Origin of the sequence: Nocardia sp. NPDC060249 (genome assembly GCF_042728755.1) — a bacterium.
Lineage (GTDB): Bacteria > Actinomycetota > Actinomycetes > Mycobacteriales > Mycobacteriaceae > Nocardia.
In genome coordinates this window covers 642,682-659,422 of sequence record NZ_JBHXAQ010000002.1, presented here as the reverse complement: position 1 = coordinate 659,422, position 16,741 = coordinate 642,682, and the positions used below count along the sequence as shown (strand labels likewise).

Genomic DNA, 16,741 nt, shown 5'->3' with positions numbered 1-16,741 from the left:
CTAGCATTACGACCGTGGGCGACCAGGACCGGCCGAGCGAGCGGGTTGTCGAGCAGCGACTGCGAAACCGCGCGATAGAGGCACTGGAGACACTCGCCGAGGGGGACGAGGGTGTTCGTACATGGGGGTACGGGGACTACGTCAACGAGTTCTTCGACACGATTGACGACGGCGGAGCGTGGCGATGGCGCGAATGGTCGACGTTCACACCGGCAGAGGTGACCGCGCTCGACAAAGTGCAGCGAGCACTCGTTGATGCCTGTGCCGCGACACCTCGGATTTGCTCCGATGAGGAGTTCGTCGCTTCGGGGTGGCCCCGGCGTATCAAGCCGGTCGCGGCTGCGGCACTCGAACTGATGCAGTCGAGAGGTCGTTTTCGAGAGGATCGCGAGGAAGATGTGCCTTCGCGTACGAGCTGAAGTGTCGATGGGGGACCCTGGGCAGAGATGCAACCGCGCCCCGGTGTCATCGATTGTGTCGGTGACATCCGGGGCGCGGAAGGGTGTATCAGCCCACGTCCGGGTGGCCGACCCACTCGACAATCGTCCAGCCCTTCTGCGGGCTGCCCTCGAGGACGACGCGGCCGCCGTTGCGCATCGGATCGGTGCCGAGTTTGTTCTTGTCGGCGTTGTCGGCGTTCATCATCGACCAGAACATGATGGTGCCGCCGTGCGAGAAGATCACCGGGTTGGCGCAGCCGCGGCGCTGCACATCGAGCAGTGCCTGATCGACGCGGCTGTCGAACTCGTTGCCGTCGATGGAGCCTGGAATCCGTGCGTTCAGGTCGCCGGAGAGCCACTTGATCGGCGCCTGTAGGTACCCGGACAGCGCCTCGGCCTCCGGGGTGCCCTCGTACTGGCCTGCCTCGATCTCCCGGAAACCGGGCTGAATGTCGAGGCTCAGGTCCTGCTTGGCGATGGTCGGTGCCGCAGTCTGCTCGGTACGCACCATGTTGGACGCGAAGGCGCAGTCATAATTCTTGCCGGCCAGCTGGATAGCCAGATTGTCTGCCTGTGTCCGGCCTCGTGAGGTCAGGTCGGGTCCGGGCACCTTGGTGTCGATCAGGCCGGAGGTGTTACCGAGGGACTCGGCATGGCGCACCAGGGTGATGACCATGTCGCCGCTGCTGCCGGAGCTGCTGCCGGAGCTTCCGAAATCGATATCGGCGGACGCGACGCCGGTGGTAACGGTAGTGGCCGCGACCGCGGCCGCCATCACCGCAATGGACAATCGAAAAGATCGGATTCGCATGGGTGGGAATGCCTTTCATCGTGGAGAACGCCACTTCTGGTATGCCGAAGAACCGGAATTTGGGGTGGCGCGTCTCACAAAAGCAGCTATTTGCCCGAACCAAATACGGCGTATCCCATTCATCGGGATCTTTCGCGCACTGGACCGCGTGCGGGCGAAACCACCGGTAGCGGAGGTGCGAGCGGCATGTCGACTCACGCGACCCGCTCACGCGGCCGTTTCGATGACGCCGATCCTCTCAGGCGACCGAGGAAGATCACTCTGTCCCGCTCAGGCGGATCATGGCTGAACTGGCTGCTGGGCGGCCGCGGCGAGCCTGTCCAGCGGCAGGGTACACATCGACCCTATGCTTCGCGCGGACGCAGCCTGCGCGCGGACTTCACTGCCGAGTCCGACCGCACTTTTCGAGATCGTCGCCCATCGATCAGGTAGCTCGATGAACCATGGTGGCGCGCGACAATGGGCATGCGCAGATGTCTCGAACCGTAGTGAATTTCAACCGTCGGCCGAGTGCTCAGCGGCAGAAGAGGATGTTCGGGGTGGTGGGTGGAGGGACATCCTGAGCGTCACATCCAAGGTGTGGTCGACCAGCCGGATAGGGTCACGTTCATGACCGAAGACAGCCTGGCCGCTCGACTGGGGTGGGGGACTCCGACCACGTTCGTGTTGTACCGAACACTCGAGAGATGGCGGTACGCGACCTACTTCCGCGATCCCACCAGAATTCTGGACGGCGCTGTTCCTGGAGTTCCATCCACCTCGGCACCCGAACTGGCACAGGCCAAGCTACATCAGCAGACCGAGCTCGTACATGAGCGGCAGTACTACGTGAACTGGAAGGCAGCCGATGAACCCGAATGGTGGACCGGCGAGATATGCGACATGGGCCCGCTCCCCGCCAGCAGCGACTAGCGCGACGGCTTGCATAAGGCACTCGGCCTGACCGTGCGTCCCGCCAGACTCGGGCCGGCACGGCCACTTGGCCTTTCGCGGCTTGCGCTGGACGGCTGGGTCAGCGCGCCACTCGGCATTGCAGGGCGTGTTGCAAGCGAAAAGCGCAGCGTACCAACGACTATCCGGCCCAGAGGCCTATGAGGCCCTTATCTGCTGCTTTGGACTGCTGGAGCCACTCGACGATCGACTCGCCATAGCCGTGGCAGTAGTCGGGATCATCGGCAACGTTGCTCTCCTACTCCTCGAGTTTCTCGGCACAACCCTCCTTGCTCAGGGAGCCCCAGCCGTTCCACTTGTTACTGAACCTGAAGCCGACGTCACCGAGGCGTGGACCGAGCTGTCGGCAAATAAGTGTGTGTTCGCGGACGATATCCCCGCGTGCGCAGCCGCGCAGCCGAGCCCGCTCCGGCCGCTCGCGACTACTCATCCTCGGCTGCCTGGCGCTCAATTTCATCCGACCATCGCTGGTACGCGGGACTGACCAGGGAAATATAAACCGAACCAGCGCTGATTGTTGCCTCGAGAAAAAGGCTGGGAAATTCCCAGCTGAGACCTCCGGTCGGTTCGACCCACCAGCCGGTCGGCCGCTGCCGATCAGTTCGAAGATCCGCTGCACGAGCGCGTCGAAACCTCGTCTAGTTCTTGCTCCAGGTCGTCGCGGTCGAGCACCACATCACTGGCACGAAACCAGATCTGATCGATCGGGCGAGACAGCTCCGTTGCTGGTGCGTCAGCGACGTACAGCACCGCATCGGGGCGGTTCACCTCGAGATCGGTGACTATCGGTACTGATCATCGAGACCGCTGAGCGGCCAGTCGACTTGGTCGCTGAACGGTCGCAGATCATCCGTCGTCCACGTCCATTCGTACTCGGTGGCCTTGCGCACTGCCCGGGCCGCGCGTTCGATATCTGCTCGCATAGCGGGCCTACCCTTGCGGATGGCAAACGACCTCCAATCGGCAGTTGAGTGTGTTCGTCGGCTGGTGCCGCGCTCCCTGAATCGCGGGCTGCGGCATGTGCGAATGTTCGTTCAGCGGAGCGTCGTAGACAGTGTGGAGTAAACGTGCCGCCTCCGGCGTTGTGCACTTGTCGTTACAGCGATCACAACAGGCTGGGTGATGGTCCGCCCGGGAAGGAGCGGGAGCCGATGAGCCTTCGTCAGTTCGAGTATGCGCTGGCCGTAGCCGAGGCGGGGTCGGTGACGGCTGCGGCGGAGTTGCTGCATGTCGCGCAACCGTCGATGTCGCAGCAGATCCGCAACCTGGAGCGGGAACTGGGCGTGACGCTGTTCGCCCGGACGCCGACTGGGCTGGTGCCCACCGTGGTGGGTCGTGCGTTTCTGCGGGAGGCGCAGGTGGCGGTGAGCGCGGCGCGGCGGGCGCGGGCGACGGCGCGAGACGGCGCTGAGGAGCTGGTGGGCGAGTTGGTGGTCGCGGCGCAGATGGGCTTCGGCACGCGGCAGCTGCCGGTCGTGCTGAGCGCGCTGCGCCGTCGCTTCCCGCGGCTGGAGGTCACCGTCTTCGAGGAGCCGAGTTCGGCCGAGCTGGAGCGGTTGTGTCGTCAGGGCGTGCTGGACCTCGCCTTGATGGCGGCTTGCGAACGTGGCCCCGCCGACGCCCAGCACCTCGGCTACGAAGAGTTCGTCGTGGTGCTGGGCGCCGGGCACCGGCTGCTCGCCTCGGAGCGGGTCGAGCTGCGCGAGCTGGCGGGAGAATCGTGGGTGCGGTTCGACCGCGACAGCGCGCTCGACGGTGTGCTGACGGGCGTGCTGCGCGATAACGAGCTGTCCTCGGTCACAGCCGCCCGCGTGTCCCAGACTGTGACGGCCGTGCGCTGGGCCGCCCATGGGCTGGGAGTAACGCTCGTCCCCGCCTCCGCGGTGCCCCGGGGAGACGAGCACCTCGCACGCCCGGTGTTCCCGGTCGTGGCCCAGCCCGTCGTCGCCGTGGTCCGCCGAGACGCGGGTCCGGCGGAGGCGGCGCTGCTCGACCTCCTAGGTGCACAGGGCTGGTACAAGCCCTCTCAGAGCTGGGTGACACCTCCGTCCGCGACAAACTCCGTGCCGACTGCGTAAGTGGCATCGAAGGCGAGAAATGCTGCTGCCCTGGCAATCTCGTCCGGAGTGCCGAAACGCCGCATGGGATTGTCCGCGACTCGTTCGGCTTTGAATTGTGCGGCGGCCGCTGCGGTCATCGTATTCTCCAGAATTCCTGTGTCGACGGGGCCGGGGCTGATCGCGTTGACACGAATTCCGCGCGGAAGCAGCTCGCGAGACAGGCTGCGGGACATCGAGTGCAGGGCCGCTTTGCTCGCCGCATACACGCTGGTGTTCGGCAACCCCATGACGTTCGCGTTCGAGGTCGTGAGGACGACGCCCGCGCCAGGGCTGAGCAGCGGGGCGAGCTTCTGCACTGTGAAGAAGGCGCCCTTGACGTTGATCGCGAACAGCTCGTCGAACATCTGCTCGGTCGTCGACTCGAAGGGCGTGAGGGTCGCGATGCCGGCGTTGACGAACAGGGCGTCTATCGTGCCGAGTTCGGCTGTCACCCGCTCCGCCAGAGCATCAAGGTCGGATAGTGCGGCCACATCGCCTCGGACGGCAATCGCGTTCTTGCCCAGCCGCTCCCGTGCGGTGTCGAGGCTGGTGTGCGAGCGACCGGTAATCGCGACACGGGCTCCACCTGCCACCAGCAATTTCGCCAGCGCCAGACCTATGCCGCTGCCGGCACCCGTGATCACCACATTCTTGTCGCTGTATGCACCCATGTCGGGGTTCCTCCGTTCGTTGTTGCGGAACTCGTTCAGCCCCTGGGGAATTCGCCGCCATCGACGACAATGCTGCTTCCGGTCAGCCAGCTTGCCCGGGGCGACACGAGGAAAACCACCGCGTGGGCGATGTCGGCGGGCCGGCCATCACGCCCCAGCGGTGGGGTGGTGTTGTCCTGGCCGGGCCCCGCGTCCAGGCGCGCCCACTGCTCCCGCGTCGCTTCGCCGCCGGGGGTGGCGGTTCTGCCGGGAGACACGGTGTTGACGCGGATTCCGAACGGGGCCAACTCCGCCGCCAACCCGCGGCTGTAGTTCTCCAGCGCCGCCTTGGCCGTCGTGTAGTGCAGGAACGGCGGCGCCACCGTGGGGACCGCGGCCGAGGAGATGTGCACGATCATCCCCGAGCGCCGTTCCCGCATCGCCGGTGCGACCAGCGAGTCCAGCCTCACCGACGCCAGGAAGTTCAAGTCCAGTGCGTCCTGCCACGCTTCGTCCGGGATCGCCAGTGCGCCTTGGTAGGGCCCCGCCCCGCCCGCGTTGTGGACCAGGATGTCCACTCCGCCGAACATCTCCTGCGCGGCTGCGGCGAGCGCCTCCGCACCTGCTCGCGTCCGCACGTCGGCCGCCACGAAGGCGGCCCCCTCCGGCACCGTGTTCGTTTCCGATCGGGCGGTTGTCAGGACCTCGGCACCCGCGTCCAGGAGTTGGCGCACAACGGCGGCGCCGATTCCACGAGTACCACCGGTTACCAGGGCCCGCTTTCCTGCGAGTTCTCGCATTCTTGAGCTGTTCTCGACCGTGCTCATACCAGCTGTCCTCCCGGTTGCATTGTTTGTCGGCTCGACGGAAAAGAGCGCGATGTCTCCCAGCGCATGAACGTCGCGAGAATCGTGGTTGCGCACATCGTCGAGCTGTTTCACGGTATGCCGGAGAAAGAGCGAGAGGCAAAGACGAATATTCAGCAGGCGGCATAGGAATTTCCTATGCCGCCCCGGTCCTTTCGTTCGTGTCGACGCAGAAATCGGATTGTCGGACCAGCAGCTCGGTCGGCACAGCAATCCGCAACTCGGCACTACCGTGCGTTGGGTCTGGCCGAATCGCGCTTGTCGCGGCGGGAGAGTGCGTTTATGAAACAGGCCAGGTCAGTGCTCGGTCCTGGCGATTGCCAATAGGTGTGCGCTTGCGTTGATCAGTAGAGGGTCCTGCTCCAGTAGCCGTGCACACTGCAGTGCTGCTGTCACGAGGGATCGGAAGCTGTGTTGTCCGGCGTGGTCGAGTGTGGGCCAGGCCGGGCCTTCGACGCCGTAGGTCATGACATCAATGAGACCGGCTGCTTCGATCTCGGTGCGGAGCTCGTCTGCTGTATGCCAATGAGTTCGAACGAAACCGACGTGGGCGTCGTAGTCACCCGTGGCGATCACCTCGGCGACCGCGGTTGTCAGTGTGTCGTCGAGGGTGCCGTTGGTGCCGGTCTCCAGAGCCGACAGGTAGCGACTGATCGCGGCCGCGATAAGGATGCCTCCGGGACGAAGCACGCGTACGGCCTCGTACAAAGCTGTTGTCCGGTCGTCGGATTCGGTGAGGTGGTATAGGGGCCCGAGCAGCAGAACAGTGTCGAAGCTGTTGTCGGGCACGGGCAGTCGTCGAGCATCGCCCAGTTCGGCGGTCACCCCAGGTAGTGCTGCAGCCGTCTCGACGTGTTCGGGCACTGGATCGACGAGGTGCACGATGTGACCGTCGTTCGCCAACCATTCGGCGTGGACCCCGGTCCCGCCACCGACATCGAGCACTCTCATCGGAGCCGTGAGGGCGCGACGGATCAGTTCTTGTGTGCGAAGGAACTCCAGTCGGCCGTGAGGGGACCTGGACAGGCGATCGTCCTCCGAAGCGCCGGAGTAGTGCTGTACGAGATCAGAAGTCATGCCGAATACTCGATCAGCGCAGCACACGGCGGCAAGGGATTATCAGTACATGGCCGCTCGGCGTCATCGCACACAATTCGACAGCAGCGGACTTCGCCGGAAACGCGATCTGTGGCATTGCCCGCTCTGGCGAACCGGCAGTCTGGTTTTACGCTCATCGGCAGGTGCGGATATTCGCGACCACCCAGTGGGCGGCATTTGCGGATGCTGGTGGTTAGAGGCTTGTCGCTATACGGACGAGGTCGGCGATGGCTTTTGATCTGCTGTGTGGCGGCCAGGCGATGACGGTCGTGACGGACGGTGCGTCCGGCACCGGCACGGTGGCGTGCGCGTGGCGTAGTTGGGCTCGGAGTGACTCGGGCATCAGGGCGCAGGCTCGACCTAGGGTGATCAGCTGGGTCAGTTGGGTGTGGTCGCGAACCTGTGGGCCGGGGCCGTCCGGGTAACTTCCATCCCGTCGAGGCCATCGCGGCAGGGGCAGGTCTGTCAGGGCGTTGACCTCGGCCATCGACACGTGAGGTCGGTTGGCGAGGGGGTGCCCCGGGGGTAGGACCACGATCTGTTGTTCGGTGTGCAGGTCCTCGGTGTCGAATCCGGCTGTCGTGTCGTAGGGCCGGTGCAGCAGAGCGACGTCGGCACTTCCGTTGCGTAGCAGGGTTTCCGGTTCGCCGGGACCGCACAGCACCACCTCGACTGTGACAGCGCAGGGGTCAGCGGCGTAGGCGTCCAGCAACTTCGACAGCAGTTCGCTGGACGCTCCTGCCTTGGTCGCCAGCACCACACCGGGCCGGTCGGCAGCGGCGCGGCGGGTGCGGCGCTCGGCGGCTTCGACCGCTTCGAGGGCGAGCCGAGCCTCCCGCAGCAGCACCGCCCCGGCCTCGGTCAACGTGGTCGCGCGAGTAGTGCGGTGCAGCAGAACGACTCCGAGCCGCCGTTCCAGCTGCTGGATCGCCCGCGACAGCGGTGGTTGCGCCATCGCGAGCCGTTGTGCCGCCCGCCCGAAGTGCAACTCCTCGGCGACGGCGACGAAGTATCGCAACTCCCGCGTCTCCACCAGGGCATCGTATCCGGCGCTCACCACGACCGATACCCGCACGGTATTGCCGCACACCGGATCGGTCTTGGACGCCCACCCTGGCCCGCAGCATTGTCGACGGCATGAGTGAACGGACGATCGCGCTGGTGACCGGCGCGAACAAAGGAATCGGATTCGAGATCGCGGCGGGCCTCGGCGCGCTCGACTGGCGAATCGGTGTGGGCGCGAGGGATCGACAACGCCGCGACACCGCGGTGGAGAAGCTGCGCGCGGCGGGAATCGATGCGTTCGGCGTGCCCCTCGATGTCAACGACGACGCGAGCGTCGCCGCCGCGGCCGAGCTGATCGCCGACCATGCCGGAGGGCTCGACGTGCTGGTCAACAATGCCGCGATTACCGGCGGCGAGCCACAGACAGCTACCACAGTCGAACCCGCGACCGTGCGAGCTGTCATGGAAACCAACGTGATCGGCGTCATCCGGGTCACCAATGCGATGCTGCCCATGCTGCGCCGCTCGGCAGCACCGCGAATCGTCAACATGTCCAGCAGCGTGGGCTCGCTCGCGCTGCAGACCGCGCCCGGCATCGACATGGGCCCGATTTCCACTGCTTACTCGGCGTCGAAGACCTTCCTCAACGCCGTCACCATCCAATACGTCAAGGGACTGGGCGGGACCAATGTCCTGATCAACTCCGGCTGTCCAGGTTTCACCGCCACCGACCTCAACGGTTTGCGAGGGGTCCGCACACCCCAACAGGGGGCGGCGATCGCGATTCACCTCGCGACCCTGCCCGACGACGGACCGACCGGCGGATTCTTCGACGACGCCGGAAGAGTGCCCTGGTGAGAGGTTATTCGTGGGCGGCGATCGCGGTGGCGAGCCCCTGAACAGCTTTGTCGTACTGGTTGCGGTCGAATGCGGTGTAGTCACGGGTGGTGCGATACGGCTGTTCGAAACAGTCCCACACGACAAGGTCGCCGGTCAGGCTTATGCGGGTCAGTAGCGGCCAGCAGCCCAATTCCCCGCAACTGCAAGCGGGGGACATGCGGCTCCGAGGACGGGGCGGGATCATTCGGTGCTGGTGCCGGGTCGAGCGGTCACGCGGTCACGCAGCAGCGGCACGCCGGGTCCGGACAGGTCATCGCAGTACGTAGATCTGCCGGCCATTGCCATCGTCAGTGCGATTGTGGTTCCGCTGACCACTGGGCCGGCTCCGGCAGCGAACGATCCGTCGGTCGCTTCCAGTCGCAGCCCCTCGGCATTGCTGCGACTGGCAACGGTGAAGTCGCGTCCGGCGTAGAAACGCGCGACTTCGGTCGCGGCTTCCGTCGACGGCGTGCGCAGCAGTCCGAGGGGACGCCGAATGTCCTGGGCGTGGACAACGACTTCACCGAGCCAAGCTGCCGTGGGCCCGGGAGCCGCGGTGGTGCTGGTGACGACTGCCCGGAACCGTTCGAGGGTGTCGGCAGGAGTCTTCCCGCGATGCTCGGCGAGGCGCCGGTTGTTGTGCTTGTCGAAGTCGAAGCGGGCACCCAGGACGCTCGACAGCCAGCGCAGACGTCCGATGCTCGCCGCTGCGGTGAGGTGCGCGACGACCTCCTCGACCACCCAGTCCCCGCACAGTGACGGCTGGCCCCACTGCTGGTCGTCCAAGCCGGCGAGATCGTCGGCCAGGGCGGCGCGTTCGGCGTGGGCCATCGCCCAGAGGGCGTCACGGGCTGGGGCGTCCGACACGAGGTACCTCCAAACTCAGTTTTCTATCGGTCCGGTGCGCTGCGCACCCCATGGTGTACGGCGAAACGGTCGCGCGGAGCCGCTTCGTCGTTCTGTAGTGCAGACGGCACCACCTGCACAAACTCATCGGTGTTTGCGCTGGTGAATGTCGAAACCGGGGATCAGCGCCGCGTCACGCGCCGACGCAGCGGCCATATCGGATGTCCTGGGCTGTACCGGCTCGGGTCAGCATGCACTCCAGTCGGTGAGCGTCTCCACGTTGCCGCGCATGATCCGTTCCCGAACGAGATCGCACGACGCTTGTGTCGAGCACTCGTCCTCGAGCTGGTCGGCATTTTGCTGAGATGGACTTTCCGCTACCGGACTGCGCCAGACCACAGAGGACGCGGCCTACTCCCGCGACTACGCCAGCCGACGTTGCCAACCGCGCACTTGTGTGCAGGGCGGTTGGTTGGCTGCCCTATGTCAGTGCTTTCAGAACCGCGTGGGCGCGCTGGTCGAGCGGGCAGGTCAGTTCGAGGATGGGCACGTTTTCGAGTAGCTGCATGTCGTCGACGTAAACCAGTTCCAGCAGAGCATCATTCACGCTGCGCCGGAGCCCGGTCAGTTCCGGTGCGGGTAGTACACGTTCGGTCTCGGCGGTGATGGGAACGATCACCAGCAGATCGAGGGTCGCCAGTGCGGTGCGTATGGCGGTTTCGTCGATCCCGGCTTCCGCGTCGACGCCGATGGCTGACAGATAGGCGAGGAAATCGAGCGGTGTCCTGTCGAATACCGCATCGGGTGCGGGATCACCGAGTAAACGCATCGCGTAGCGCAACTGCACCCAATAGTCCGCGGCCACGGGCGGATACGCGAACTCGTATCCTTCCTCTTCGAGCAGTACGTACGGTTCCTGGACCGCTGTGTGCCCGCGCTCCAGTCGCGCACAGAGCTCTTCGACCAAGGTTGTCTTGCCGGTTCCATGCGGTCCGGAAACCCCGATGCGCAACTCTGCCCCTTCCAATGTCCGATCACTACTATGCGTCCTGCAAGGAGTCGTCCGGAAGTCAGTTGTGTGTCGTTCAGGATGCCCAGGCTGGCGGCCACCGCCGTCCTTCTTCGATACGATCGCGCCGAAAATCGCCTGTCTTCAATCAGTTCCCGATGAGGACTGTTGCCCGACGGCACCACGCCGAATCGATCAGCCCTCGCCGCACACACGCCGACGTGCACGAAGCTCGACAGCCCAGTGCGTTCGTTGGCTGGTGCCGCAGCCTTAGGATCGCGCGGATCTCGGCAGATGCGGACGTTCGTGACCGCGCGCCCAGCGGCATTTCAGTGCGTTCGACCTGGATCGACCTCGGACCGGTCTGACAGGAATTTCAAGACCAAGCCGCGCAGCTCTGGATCTTGCGCGCCGTCCATCTCGGCGATCATCACATCCGCTCGCTGGGCAATGCCTCGCACTTCAGCCAAGACCTCGGCCGAGTCCGACCATCGCTCCTCAGGAAGCCGGAGCACAGCCGCCAACAGGGCACCCGGATAAAGGTGACCGGCGGCAAGCGGATTTGCCTCCAGCTGATCAAGCGCTCGAGGCAGTATCGCCGTGGTTCCAACATTCTGCGACAACATGATTCGCAGGCCCTCGATATCCAGTTCTCCGATCGGAACCTGCCGCATCCGGTGGACTGTCCGAACCAGATAGGTGTCCTCCGGGGCGGCTGCCGGCCAAACGTCACCCTCGATGTCCTGCACCGATTGGGAGAACTCTTCGCTGTCGGCCACGCTTTTCACCGCTCTCATCTCAATGGCGCTGCTCGTTCACGTGAAGCATCGGCGCTGTCAGGACCTGCCCCACAGTAATGGTCACCGGCCTGGCCCGACGCCGTCGTTGACACGCACATCGGCAGATGCGGACGTTCGTGACCGCGCGCCCAGCGGCAATGCAGCGCCTTGCCATCAGTCACTAGGGTTCCTGTTCTGTGGCAATCTGGCGGCGTGGGTGAGTGTGAACAGGTCGGGCATGGAGGCGGCACCGAAGCGATCCTCGAGAGGGTTGCGGCCAGCAAGGTGGGTGTCGTCGGGATAGAGGTTGCCTCCGGGAGAAAGGATGGGGTTCGACCAGCAGCGCATGGCAAGGCTCGGTTTGTTTGGGTGCTCTTCTGCTGCTCGGTGTTCGTCAGTGTTTTGTTGCTGGTTCTCCTGTGCGCAGGAGTGGCCTGCTTCGGGTTCTTGATTTTCCTCCTTTAGTGGTGCTGCGACGCCACCGAACATCCCCATCGATCAGGCACGCTTATCGGCAGAAGCGGACGTTCGTGACCGCGCGATCGGTGGAAATACACATTGTCCGAAATCTGTCGGCTTGCTGTCGCCGTCGAAGACGGACCCGTAGCTCACCAGCGATAGGCGCTCGTAGGTCCGGCCGCTAGCTGATTGTGGACGAGTGCACGAGCAAGCAACACCCGATCCTGTCCAGGCAGACGCCGTATGCCGTGATTCCGCAAGTCACCCGCCGAACCCGATCTTCGGCAACCGAACAGCGGTCACCTCTTGCCGGCGGATCTTCTGGCAGGTGGAACCGACAGTCCGTCAGCGTCGGGTACGTTTCCGGATGTTTGGCAGGTGAAGACCGCGATAGGCTGGCTGTTGATTGCGACGGTATCGCGAGTTGGCGGGAGGGGTGGGCGTGGTGATCCGCGGCGGAGGGGCGATATTTCGCGACGCGGCGGCGATCCGTGACATGTCGCGCTCGAAGCGCCTGCGCGTCCACGGCGCTGTTTCTACAGCCCTGGCGCTGTACAGCGATCATGCGTTGCGCGAGCTGGTGGATGCGGCCGTGCCGCTCGGTTCCGGTATCGGTGGGACGTCATCGCTGCTGGAGATCGCCGGATCTCCGGTTTTCGTGAAGCGAGTGCCTCTCACCGATCTGGAACGGCAGCCGGAGCACGTCCGGTCCACGGGGAACCTGTTCGATGTGCCGCTGTTCTACCACTATGGTGTCGGCCTCGTGGGTGGGGCAGGCTTCGGGGCCTGGCGCGAGCTCGCCGTGCACACCATGACGACGAATTGGGTGCTCGCCGCCGAACACGAGGGCTTTCCGCTGATGTACCACTGGCGGGTGCTGCCGGACGCGACGCCGCTGTCGGCCGAGCTCGCCGACATCGATCGCGCTGTTGCCTACTGGGACGACCGTCCCCAGGTACGCCACCGGATCGAGGCCCTGCGGGACTCTTCGGCGAGTATCGCGCTGTTTCTGGAGTACATCCCGCGCACCCTGCACGAGTGGCTGAACATCCAGATCGAGGCGGGGGATGAGGCGACCGACCGGGCCTGCGCCATGGTGGAGCAGGAGTTGGCCGCCGGCACCGCGTTCATGAACGGCCGTGGGCTCCTGCACCTCGACGCGCACTTCCAGAACATCCTCACCGACGGTCGACGCCTCTACTTCGCCGACTACGGCCTCGCGCTCGCCTCCGGGTTCGACCTCTCGCCGCAGGAAACCGCGTTCTTCGACCAGAACCAGAGTTACGACCGCGGCTTCACCGCCACCTACTTGGTGAACTGGCTGCTCACCGCCCTGAACGGGCTCCGGCGGGACGACCGGGAGATACGCGCCGCGATGGTACGCGCCATCGCGGACGGCAAGCCGCCGGAGGGCATCTCCGAGGGTGCCGCCGCGGTCCTCACCAGGCACGCGCCGGTCGCCGCGGCGATGTCCGCGTTCACTCTTGCGTTCCAGCAGGCGAGCCGGAGCACCCGGTATCCGGACGAGGAGATCCGCCGCCTGCTCGACGGCCTGGCTTCCGGGTTCGTTCAGTCGGCGTGACGCTCGTGGATCTGGGTGGGGACTTGTTGCTGCTGATCGCCACTATCGGCCCGTTGGCACTGTTCGGTTGGGCGGGTGTTCGGGCGAAGCACCGTGGCCTCGGAGGGGCGTTCGTCGGGCCATTTCAAGAGATGTTCGATCCCGGTGCAGCGCGAGCGCAGATCGTCGTCGAGCAGATCGCGGAACTGCCGGATCCCGCGGACTCCGGTGACCCGGACAACGACGACGATGCGCCGAATACTGTGGTGTATAAGGGTGTTCGGCTCTACATCGACCCTGGCAGAGCTCGGCGGCGCGGAGGTGACGGGACCACCGGGCAAACTGGGTGAGTACCCGTCTGCCCAACCCCTGGCAACGCCGTCAGCGACGTGGTTGCCTCCTTCCGGGCGACCGTCACACCACCCTCCGAATTCACCGTCTGATTGTGCCGGGATCCGACTGCCCTAGGCACTCGGTGACGAAGCGGCGGTTCAGGGCGGCGAGGACGCTTCGCTGGATGCAACCTATCGTTGAGCGGTTGCCTAACGGCGTTCATAATTACAGACTATGGACGCTATGCCGAGGCGTGATCGGAAAGCGGAACGGCGTGAGGCGACGCGGCAGGAGATTGTCGAGGCCGCGTGGGAGGTCGCACGTGAGCGGGGGTTGGCGCAGCTGACGCTGCGCGAGGTCGGTGACCGGATCGGGATGCGGGCGCCGTCGCTGTACTCGCACTATGGTCCGCCGTCGCGGACCGGGCCTGGTCGATCAGCAGCTGGCCAACGACCCGGGTGGGCACAGCCGGCGCAAGCTGCTGGACCGCGCCGTGGACATGTGGGCCGACAGCGTCGGCCTTCCGCCGACGAAGGAGCCACAGAAATGACGGCCATCGAACAGGCGGCGGTGAGTCCGCGGCGCGCGAGACTCACCCACACCGACGCGATGCGGTTCGCCCGCGAGGAGTACGTGCGCTTCGCCGACGCGGTCGCATCGCTCGACGATGGCGACTGGACCACACCGACCGAGTGCACCGGGTGGACCGTGCACGACCTCGTCGTTGACGTGGTCGGCATCACCCGTGACCCGTGGATCGACTTGGCCCGGGCTACCGGGCACACGCTCGTGCTCACCGAGGAGCACGACGGGGCGATCGTGGCCGGCGTGGTCGAGGAATGGGCCGCCCGTCACGGTAGGCCCTACAACCTGCGTCTGAGGGGCGCAGCCGGAGGTCGATGGCATTGCGGCACAACGGATGAACGCCTCGACCTCGACGCAGTCGAATTCTGCCGCATCCTGTCCGGACGCGCCGAAAGCACCGGACTGCTGATCACCCACGTGCCGTTCTGACACTGCACCGAATCGAGCTGACCATGACCACCACCATCGACGAAATCGCCGCCGACATCTACCGCATCTCGACGTTCGTGCCGGGCATCGGCGAGCAGGGGCTGACGTTCAACCAGTTCCTGCTCGCCGACGATCAGCCGCTCCTGTTCCATACCGGGCATCGCGCGATGTTCGCCGACGTCGCGGCGGCGATCGCGCGGGTCACACCGGTGAACCGGCTGCGGTGGATCACCTTCGGACACGTCGAATCCGATGAATGCGGGTCGATGAACGAGTTCCTCGCCGCGGCCCCCGACGCGCAGGTCGCGCACGGCGCCGTCGGCTGCCTGGTGTCGCTGGACCACATGGCCGACCGGCCACCGAGACCGCTTGCCGATGGCGAAACCATCGAACTCGGCCGGATGCGAGTGCGCCACATCGACACCCCGCACACCCCGCACGGCTGGGAAGCGCGGGTGCTGTTCGAGGAGACCACCCAGACTCTGCTGTGTGGAGATCTGTTCACCCACCTCGGCCACGGCCCAGCCCTCACGACAGGCGACATCGTCGACCCCGCCGTTCACACCGAAGACCTCTTCGCCTATTCGTCGCTCGCACCGACGACCCCGGTCATCGTCGACCGACTCGCCGAGCTCGCACCGAGGACGCTGGCCCTGATGCACGGTTCGTCGTACACCGGCGACGGCGGCGCCGCACTGCGCGCATTGGCCGACAGCTACCGCCATCGCATCGGCGACGCCACGGCCTGACGGCTCGGCGCAGGCGACATCCGACGGCGATCAGCCGGGCACCTGGGAGGCTGTCGCCACAGGTGCGTCCGGAGCAGGCCGTGCGCGCGGCACGGTGAAGGTCGCCAGGACCGACGCGATCGCGACGGCGAAGCAAACCGCTGTGTACCAGAGGTTTCCGATGGGGTCGCCATTGGCTGTCTCGCCGTTGACCGCGGCGAAGAAGTCGGGGAGGGCGGCGATCCAGAGGGCGGCGAAGACAACCAGGTAGAGGGTGGCGAATCGTTGGACGAAAGGGTCTTCGTACTGCGGGGGTGTCGCGGTTCCTCGGCGTAGTTCGGTCCACTGGCGGACCAGCACGAACCCGGCGACGACCGCGAGCACGGCCAGTTCCAGCGCGTAGACGATGCCGCGCACAGTGGTGCTGCTCAGGCCGATGACGGTGGCGGGCAGGGGGAGCAGGAAGGTGCCGACCGAGGCCAGCAGGCCGATGACGATGGTGCGCCAGGTCAATTCGACGCCCGAGAAGTGTCGGCCGTCGTCGACGTGGCGGCCCACGAAATACTGCACGCAGAAGGCCAGCGACATCGGCCACAGGGCCGCGAAGACGACGACGCTGCCCATCGGGACCGAATCGAACATCGGCTGGTTGAGCGGATTGTCGATCGACCATTCCCACCAGCGCAATTGGGGTCCGAGGTGGTCGAAGATCTCGTAGAAGGCGTGGTGGACGAAGCCGACGCAGGTGGCGCCTATCAAGGTGCCGTAGCGGCGGAAGATGCCGAGCATCCGGACGATACCGAACGCCATCGTCGCCATCAGCGGGTAGATCGCGATGATGTAGATGGGTAGCCGGCCCCACAGGAAGTCCACGGTGAAGACGTTGTGCGCGAACATCGTGTCGACGTGTTCCTCGATGCCGAACGCGGCCGGGAAGTACAGCGGCGGTTCGATGACGAACAGATAGGCGGTGGCGCCGAACCACAGCACGAGATTGGTCGGGTCGCCGTGCCGGCGCAGGCGCACGATCGCGTACCAGAGCGCGAGAATCGCGCCGACGACGATGGTGAGTTCGAGGACCGCCAGGGTCCAGTTCTCGAGGGCGAACGGATTGCGGAACTCGACGAGTCCGCCCGCCTCCTCGCAGGAGAAGCCGAGTTCGTGAGCGAGTTCGGCGAAGGTGGGGGAGCAGTGGTCGGCCATCGGACTACCT

At 65.3% G+C, this 16,741-nt stretch carries 22 protein-coding genes and 1 pseudogene; 11 read left to right on the top strand and 12 right to left on the bottom strand.

The window, feature by feature from the left end; all coding sequences use genetic code 11:
• Window positions 1-14: 14 nt before the first annotated feature.
• Window positions 15-419, top strand: a complete 405-nt coding sequence (locus ACFWFP_RS10685; protein ID WP_379294498.1) for a hypothetical protein — start codon at window positions 15-17, stop codon at window positions 417-419.
• A gap of 88 nt (window positions 420-507) precedes the next feature.
• Here the strand turns inward: ACFWFP_RS10685 and ACFWFP_RS10680 are convergent, their stop codons facing one another.
• A complete protein-coding gene (locus ACFWFP_RS10680) occupies window positions 508-1,116 on the bottom strand; it encodes a histidine phosphatase family protein (RefSeq protein ID WP_379294497.1) in 609 nt (202 codons plus the stop codon).
• Between ACFWFP_RS10680 and ACFWFP_RS10675 the strand changes: the two genes are divergently transcribed.
• Both ACFWFP_RS10675 and ACFWFP_RS10670 read left to right on the top strand, forming a co-directional pair.
• On the top strand, window positions 1,115-1,540 hold the full coding sequence (locus ACFWFP_RS10675) for a hypothetical protein (protein ID WP_379294496.1): 426 nt from the start codon (window positions 1,115-1,117) through the stop codon (window positions 1,538-1,540). The genes ACFWFP_RS10680 and ACFWFP_RS10675 overlap by 2 nt on opposite strands.
• A gap of 320 nt (window positions 1,541-1,860) precedes the next feature.
• Complete coding sequence (locus ACFWFP_RS10670; protein WP_379294495.1) at window positions 1,861-2,163, top strand: hypothetical protein; 303 nt, start codon at window positions 1,861-1,863, stop codon at window positions 2,161-2,163.
• Window positions 2,164-2,984: 821 nt separating this feature from the next.
• Here ACFWFP_RS10670 and ACFWFP_RS10665 read toward each other — a convergent pair.
• Window positions 2,985-3,125, bottom strand: coding sequence for a hypothetical protein (locus tag ACFWFP_RS10665; protein ID WP_379294494.1), 141 nt, complete (start codon window positions 3,123-3,125; stop codon window positions 2,985-2,987).
• Window positions 3,126-3,353: 228 nt separating this feature from the next.
• Here ACFWFP_RS10665 and ACFWFP_RS10660 point away from each other — a divergent pair, with 228 nt between their 5' ends.
• Window positions 3,354-4,280 (top strand): LysR family transcriptional regulator, encoded by a 927-nt coding sequence (locus ACFWFP_RS10660; protein WP_379294493.1) that lies wholly within the window; start codon window positions 3,354-3,356, stop codon window positions 4,278-4,280.
• On the opposite strand, the gene ACFWFP_RS10655 is transcribed toward ACFWFP_RS10660, so the two are convergent.
• The 4 genes from ACFWFP_RS10655 to ACFWFP_RS10640 form a co-directional block, all read right to left on the bottom strand.
• Complete coding sequence (locus tag ACFWFP_RS10655; protein WP_379294492.1) at window positions 4,229-4,972, bottom strand: SDR family oxidoreductase; 744 nt, start codon at window positions 4,970-4,972, stop codon at window positions 4,229-4,231. The two genes, ACFWFP_RS10660 and ACFWFP_RS10655, sit on opposite strands and share 52 nt — an antisense overlap.
• 35 nt (window positions 4,973-5,007) lie before the next feature.
• Complete coding sequence (locus ACFWFP_RS10650) at window positions 5,008-5,892, bottom strand: oxidoreductase (RefSeq protein WP_379294491.1); 885 nt, start codon at window positions 5,890-5,892, stop codon at window positions 5,008-5,010.
• Window positions 5,893-6,114: 222 nt separating this feature from the next.
• Complete coding sequence (locus tag ACFWFP_RS10645) at window positions 6,115-6,894, bottom strand: class I SAM-dependent methyltransferase (protein WP_379294490.1); 780 nt, start codon at window positions 6,892-6,894, stop codon at window positions 6,115-6,117.
• A 214-nt stretch (window positions 6,895-7,108) separates the two neighbouring features.
• The gene (locus tag ACFWFP_RS10640) at window positions 7,109-7,948 is read right to left on the bottom strand and encodes a LysR family transcriptional regulator (RefSeq protein WP_379294489.1); all 840 of its coding nucleotides are present in this window, start codon (window positions 7,946-7,948) and stop codon (window positions 7,109-7,111) included.
• Between the two features lie 104 nt (window positions 7,949-8,052).
• On the opposite strand from ACFWFP_RS10640, the gene ACFWFP_RS10635 reads away from it, so the two are divergent.
• Window positions 8,053-8,778, top strand: coding sequence for an SDR family NAD(P)-dependent oxidoreductase (locus ACFWFP_RS10635; protein WP_379294488.1), 726 nt, complete (start codon window positions 8,053-8,055; stop codon window positions 8,776-8,778).
• Window positions 8,779-8,782: 4 nt separating this feature from the next.
• Here the strand turns inward: ACFWFP_RS10635 and ACFWFP_RS10630 are convergent, their stop codons facing one another.
• The 5 genes from ACFWFP_RS10630 to ACFWFP_RS10610 form a co-directional block, all read right to left on the bottom strand.
• Entirely contained in the window at window positions 8,783-8,977 is a 195-nt protein-coding gene (locus ACFWFP_RS10630) for a hypothetical protein (RefSeq protein WP_379294487.1), read from the bottom strand.
• 23 nt (window positions 8,978-9,000) lie between these two features.
• Window positions 9,001-9,630, bottom strand: a complete 630-nt coding sequence (locus ACFWFP_RS10625) for a maleylpyruvate isomerase family mycothiol-dependent enzyme (protein WP_379295119.1) — start codon at window positions 9,628-9,630, stop codon at window positions 9,001-9,003.
• A gap of 496 nt (window positions 9,631-10,126) precedes the next feature.
• On the bottom strand, window positions 10,127-10,657 hold the full coding sequence (locus ACFWFP_RS10620; RefSeq protein WP_379294486.1) for an AAA family ATPase: 531 nt from the start codon (window positions 10,655-10,657) through the stop codon (window positions 10,127-10,129).
• Between the two features lie 326 nt (window positions 10,658-10,983).
• Window positions 10,984-11,433, bottom strand: coding sequence for a contact-dependent growth inhibition system immunity protein (locus ACFWFP_RS10615; RefSeq protein ID WP_379294485.1), 450 nt, complete (start codon window positions 11,431-11,433; stop codon window positions 10,984-10,986).
• A 174-nt stretch (window positions 11,434-11,607) separates the two neighbouring features.
• Entirely contained in the window at window positions 11,608-11,928 is a 321-nt protein-coding gene (locus tag ACFWFP_RS10610; protein WP_379294484.1) for a hypothetical protein, read from the bottom strand.
• A gap of 460 nt (window positions 11,929-12,388) precedes the next feature.
• On the opposite strand from ACFWFP_RS10610, the gene ACFWFP_RS10605 reads away from it, so the two are divergent.
• The 6 genes and pseudogenes from ACFWFP_RS10605 to ACFWFP_RS10580 all read left to right on the top strand — a co-directional run bounded on the left by ACFWFP_RS10605 (window position 12,389) and on the right by ACFWFP_RS10580 (window position 15,549).
• Window positions 12,389-13,474, top strand: a complete 1,086-nt coding sequence (locus tag ACFWFP_RS10605) for a protein kinase family protein (protein WP_379294483.1) — start codon at window positions 12,389-12,391, stop codon at window positions 13,472-13,474.
• Window positions 13,475-13,497: 23 nt separating this feature from the next.
• Window positions 13,498-13,803: a hypothetical protein gene (locus tag ACFWFP_RS10600; RefSeq protein ID WP_379294482.1), complete on the top strand. Its 306-nt coding sequence runs from the start codon at window positions 13,498-13,500 to the stop codon at window positions 13,801-13,803.
• A gap of 217 nt (window positions 13,804-14,020) precedes the next feature.
• Window positions 14,021-14,140 (top strand): annotated as a pseudogene (locus ACFWFP_RS10595) (hypothetical protein); the annotation flags it as partial.
• A 49-nt stretch (window positions 14,141-14,189) separates the two neighbouring features.
• Entirely contained in the window at window positions 14,190-14,336 is a 147-nt protein-coding gene (locus tag ACFWFP_RS10590; RefSeq protein ID WP_379295142.1) for a hypothetical protein, read from the top strand.
• Entirely contained in the window at window positions 14,333-14,800 is a 468-nt protein-coding gene (locus ACFWFP_RS10585; protein WP_379295118.1) for a maleylpyruvate isomerase N-terminal domain-containing protein, read from the top strand. The genes ACFWFP_RS10590 and ACFWFP_RS10585 overlap by 4 nt, the downstream gene beginning before the upstream one ends.
• 23 nt (window positions 14,801-14,823) lie before the next feature.
• Entirely contained in the window at window positions 14,824-15,549 is a 726-nt protein-coding gene (locus tag ACFWFP_RS10580) for an MBL fold metallo-hydrolase (RefSeq protein WP_379294481.1), read from the top strand.
• 30 nt (window positions 15,550-15,579) lie between these two features.
• Here ACFWFP_RS10580 and ACFWFP_RS10575 read toward each other — a convergent pair whose 3' ends face one another.
• The gene (locus ACFWFP_RS10575) at window positions 15,580-16,731 is read right to left on the bottom strand and encodes a hypothetical protein (RefSeq protein ID WP_379294480.1); all 1,152 of its coding nucleotides are present in this window, start codon (window positions 16,729-16,731) and stop codon (window positions 15,580-15,582) included.
• Window positions 16,732-16,741 lie beyond the last annotated feature (10 nt).